The organism is Armatimonas sp., assembly GCF_031410135.1.
Taxonomy (GTDB): domain Bacteria; phylum Armatimonadota; class Armatimonadia; order Armatimonadales; family Armatimonadaceae; genus Armatimonas.
Genome location: NZ_JANNYP010000832.1, coordinates 1 through 4,694, shown reverse-complemented (window position 1 = coordinate 4,694; position 4,694 = coordinate 1). Strand labels below are relative to the sequence as shown.

Below are 4,694 nucleotides of genomic sequence, written 5' to 3'. Positions count from 1 at the left end.
GTGTCGGTGTGAGGCGGGGTGGCCCTCCTCCCCCAGCCCCTCCTCCCAACCCTGCGGAGGCGGGCTGGGGGAGGGGAGCACGAAAAATACCCCCCCACCACCCAGGATTGGGAGGAGGGGGCAGGGGGGAGGAGGGTAGATGCGCGTTCTGTTTATCTCCTGCGACCCGCTTGACGGAGCCGTCACCCGCTACCGCTGCACGCATCTGGCTGAAGCGCTGAAGTCGGCGGGGCACAGCGCCGATGTCGCCACGATCTACGACCCCGTGATTCGTCTGGAGCACGATATTGTGGTGCTGCACCGCATCTGCGCCAATCAAGAAGGCCAGGCGCTTGCGGATGCCGTCCGAAAGAGTGGGGCAACCCTAATCTATGGCGCGGATGATTTAGTCTGGGAAGAGGGGCCACTTGCGCACTTGCATCTCGCGATGCTCAAGCAAGCCGATGGTGTACTCGTCTCGACTAACGCCCTCGCCGAGCTCGCCGAAGAAGTCGGAGCAAAAGAGATTGCTGTCGTTCGGAATATAGCTGATGACTCTAAACTGCTTTCCTCGCGTGGCATTTCGCTAAATCAAAATTTATGGCTGAAGGCCGCCAATGTCAAAATTCTGTATGCAGCAGGAACACCAACGCACGACCGTGACCTCTTGGAGGTTGCTCAGTCACTTCAGCAATGTCTTGCAAAATATCCAACGATGAGTTTGGTTTTTATGGGGCCATTAACGGTGTCTTCTGTATTTCCTGAGGAGAGAGTTTTAAAATTACCTTTGCGGGATTGGGGAACCTATCTCTGTGTTATTCAACATTGTACGATTGTGATCGCGCCGTTAGAAAAGGCCCGATTTAATCGAGGTAAGAGTGAGATCAAGTGGCAAGAGGCTGCACTGTGCGGACGCCCCGTAGTGGCGAGTAATTGGGGAGGATTTGCCGAAGTTATTCAGGATGGTAAAGATGGTTTTTTGGCGGCAAACTCTGAGGAATGGGTAGCGAAGCTAGAACGACTCATCGAGGAAAACGAGACGGGTTACAATCCTCTGCGGGAAGAGATTGGGGGATGTGCTCGGCAGCGGCTGGGCAATCTTCGTGTACAGGAAGCAGAGCGAACCATTCGTTACTTCGTCGAACGTCTGGCTATTGGGGAAAGGCATGCCGGGAATTTTCCCAACCCGCGCGGGTTCGCCAAAGGAATAGTGAAAAAAACACTGCGGAGGCTGAAGGTGTAGATGCAGCTCTCAATCGTGATCGTGACCTATCGCTGCAAGGACGATGTGCTCAAGTGCCTCGCCACACTTCCCGCCGATGCTCAGGTTATCGTCGCAGATAACGCCAGCGGCGACGGTACAGTCGAGGCGATTCGTGCACAGTTCCCCGCCATCTGCCTGCTCGCGCTCGACGAGAACATGGGGTTTGCGCGGGCCAATAATCTTGCAGCGAAGCACGCGACGGGGGAGTTTCTGCTCCTCCTCAACCCGGACACAATTATTCCAGAACCTGGCGCTCTGGAGCGCTGCATTGCCTATCTCGCCGCCCAAGATTCCTACACCTGCGGCATGACGTGCCGCGTGGAGTCTGAAGATGGCTCGCTCCAGTGGGAGTGCGCCCGCCATTTCCCGACCGAATTTTCCGAGTGCGCCAAAGCCTTCTTCCCGTATCGGCGCTGGGACGCCCTCAAACACTTTGACCCGACGAAGGAGGAATCCGTCCCCTGTGTCCTCGGCGCGTTCATTCTTCTGCGCCGCGCTAACTGGGAGCTTATCGGGGGCTTCGATGAGCGCTTCTTTCTCATGTACGAAGACGTAGACCTCTGCCGTCGCCTTTACGAGCGAGGCTGGAAGCTGATGTACTGGCCTGAGGCGCGGATTGTGCACATGGGCGGCCAGTCGTGGAAGAGTGAGAAGCCGCGCACGTACGCCAACACGCATCTCTCGTCTCTGCAATATGTCGCTAAGTACTGGCCCGGCTCCGAGCGTGGTGTGAAGCTCGTCTTCCGGCTCGCACTGGCACTGAAGAAGCTCGCGACTCGGGGAAATGCCGACAAGCAGGCCATGATCGCCGCTGCCCAGGAGGCTCTGCGGTGAAGCTTCTCTACATCTCCACGCTGGATCACATCGTCCGCGTCATGCTCCCACACCTCGACGGCGCAAAGGCGGTGGGCTACGAGACCCACGTTGCCTGCCAGTTCACACGCTTCAGGGACGATGTCGCGGCGCATGCGGATGGTCTGCACCACGTCCCGATCCAGCGCAACCCGCTCGATCCGAGGAATGTGCTGGCGCTCTTTCAGCTCGTTCGACTGATTCGCAAGCTCCAGCCCGACATCGTTCACTGCCACAACCCCAGCGGCGGGTTTTATGGTCGCTTGGCGGCCACAATAGCGCGGACGGGGGCAAAACGGGTGTATACGGCGCATGGTTTTCACTTCCACCCGCTCGGTGGCAAGCTTAGCAATGCGCTCTACCGCGCTATTGAGAGCTTCGCCGGGCGTTTTCTCTCCGATGCGGTGCTCACCATCAATCAGTGGGACTTTGAAGAAGCCAAGAAGCTCATGCCCCCCGAGCGCGTCCACTTCACCCACGGCGTCGGCGTCTCCACCGATGAGTTTGATCCTATGACAGTTACGGCTGGAGAACGTCAGGCAATTCGTGACGAGTTTGGCGTCCCCGAAGAGGGTATCCTGCTTACTTGCATTGGGGAGCTCGTGCCGCGCAAAAATCAAGAGCTTTTACTGTGGGCGATGGCAGATCAAGAGACGGGAACTCTGGCAGATAAATTACGATTGGTGATTGTGGGAGATGGGATGGGATTGGAGAGTCTGCGTGCCCTAGCGCAAAAACTTCATGTGGAGAACGTAGTGCACTTTACGGGGTTCCGCCGCGATACAAAAGCAATCCTTGCCGCCGCCAATCTCTTTGTCTTCCCTTCCCTCCAAGAAGGATTACCCTGTGCCGTTCAAGAAGCTCTTTGTATGGAAGTTCCGGTACTCTGTTTCCAGATTCGTGGTGCGGAAGACCTTGTGGATACACAGTGTGGTGTACAGGTAAACCATATAAACTCCTGTCGTGTTTTTACAAATGCTCTGGTAGATTTTCTATTAAAGGGGAGCCCCGATGTGCGCAAGGCTCTAGGCCGTGCTGGACGCCAGAAAATGATCGAGCACTACTCCCGCTCGGTCTGTGTCGCGGAGTGGCTTGCCATTTACAACAAAATCTCCCCAACTCTCCCCTCCCTTTCCCGTTATCGGGAGGGAGGGGCCGGGGGAGGGAGGGGAACCGATAAGTGATCGCACTCGTCACCGGAGCCAATGGCTGCGTCGGCCACGCACTCTGTGAAGCGCTACTAGCCGACGAGGGCTTTCGTGAAGTCCGTGGCCTCGTTCGCCGAGCCGACGCCGAGCTTCCCGAGGGCGTCGTGCGCTTTGTAGACGATCTTTCCTGCTGTGCTGATGCCGACGTGATCTTCCACTGCGCTGCGCTGGTACACCAGCCCACGGCGACGAAAGACGACTACCAGAAGATCAATGTGGGCTTTACGGGCCAGCTCCTCGATGCCTGCAACCCCGAGCGCCCGCCGCGCTTTGTGTTCTTCTCAACGGTCGCGGTCTACGGCGAGAGCACGCCGCGACCGGGGATTGCCGAGGACGTGCCGCCTGCACCGGCGACGCCCTACGCTGCCTCGAAGCTCGCGGCGGAGAAGCTTATTGACCGCTGGGCCGATGATGTGGGTGCGATTGCCGTGCACCTGCGGCTGGCGACGGTCTACGGGCCGCGCGACCGAGGCAATATCGCAAAACTTGAGGCGGCGATCAAGGTGGGACGATTTTTTATTCCCGGCGATGGGAAGAACAAGAAGACCCTGTGCGCGGTCGAGAACGCGGCAGTGGCGGCGATTACTCTCTCGCGAGCAGGCTCGATGGCCGTTGCCGGGAAGCGCTTCGTCATCGCCGATGCGGCACCGTACACACTCCGAGAGATCGTCACGGCGCTGGGCGGGAAGTCGCTGTGCTTGCCCATGCCCTTGGCTCTGGTGGTGGCGCGGGTGCTGAAAGGGCGCGAAGGTGTCGTGCAAGTGCGCAAGCTCGCGGCGGATAATGTGTACAAGAGTAGTGCCCCCCTAACCCCCGCCGAGCGGGGGGGCAATAAGGAAAAAACGTTGTTTTCCCCCCACCGGGCGGGGGTTAGGGGGGAGTAGTGAAGCGCTTCGCGGATTTTATTGCGGCGCTCATCGGGCTATTGCTTAGTGGTCCTCTCTGGCTTGTGATCGCGCTATTCGTTCGGCTCGACTCGCCCGGCCCCGTGCTCTTTCGGCAGCGGCGGGTCGGGAGAGGTGGCAAAGAGTTCGTCTTGCTCAAGTTTCGCTCAATGCGCACTGATACGCCCAATCTCCCGACGGCGGCGCTAATCGCCTCGGGGTTGGAGCCTTACACACCGGTGGGGAAGTGGCTCCGCAAGACCTCGCTGGATGAGCTGCCGCAGCTCTGGAACGTGCTGGTGGGGGAGATGAGCCTGGTGGGGCCGCGCCCGGCGCTGCCTAGCCAAACCGAGCTCAATGCGCAGCGAGAGGCGCTTGGGGTGCAGGCGTTACGCCCCGGGATCACCGGCTGGGCGCAGGTCAATGGGCGCGATAATCTGAGCGACGCGGAGAAAGTGGCGCGGGACGCAGAGTACCTACAGCGGCAGTCGCTCCTGCTGGATGGGC

General features: G+C 59.1%; 5 protein-coding genes. All 5 read left to right on the top strand.

Features of this window, described 5'->3' with window-relative positions; translation table 11 throughout:
* The first annotated feature begins 139 nt into the window (after positions 1–139).
* On the top strand, positions 140–1,222 hold the full coding sequence (locus tag RMO15_RS30295; RefSeq protein WP_309722028.1) for a glycosyltransferase: 1,083 nt from the start codon (positions 140–142) through the stop codon (positions 1,220–1,222).
* Positions 1,223–2,077: a glycosyltransferase family 2 protein gene (locus RMO15_RS30290; protein ID WP_309722025.1), complete on the top strand. Its 855-nt coding sequence runs from the start codon at positions 1,223–1,225 to the stop codon at positions 2,075–2,077.
* Complete coding sequence (locus tag RMO15_RS30285; RefSeq protein ID WP_309722022.1) at positions 2,074–3,279, top strand: glycosyltransferase family 4 protein; 1,206 nt, start codon at positions 2,074–2,076, stop codon at positions 3,277–3,279. The genes RMO15_RS30290 and RMO15_RS30285 overlap by 4 nt, the downstream gene beginning before the upstream one ends.
* Positions 3,276–4,187 (top strand): NAD-dependent epimerase/dehydratase family protein, encoded by a 912-nt coding sequence (locus tag RMO15_RS30280; protein ID WP_309722019.1) that lies wholly within the window; start codon positions 3,276–3,278, stop codon positions 4,185–4,187. Before RMO15_RS30285 ends, RMO15_RS30280 begins: the two co-directional genes overlap by 4 nt.
* Positions 4,187–4,694: sugar transferase (locus tag RMO15_RS30275; protein ID WP_309722016.1), on the top strand; the 508-nt coding region annotated here is incomplete at its 3' end. The genes RMO15_RS30280 and RMO15_RS30275, both read left to right, overlap by 1 nt.

Excerpts from the sequence above, each read along its gene's own strand:
- RMO15_RS30295 (WP_309722028.1), top strand. The coding sequence starts at position 140 with ATGCGCGTTCTGTTTATCTCCTGCGACCCGCTTGACGGAGCCGTCACC.
- RMO15_RS30290 (WP_309722025.1), top strand. The coding sequence starts at position 1,223 with ATGCAGCTCTCAATCGTGATCGTGACCTATCGCTGCAAGGACGATGTG.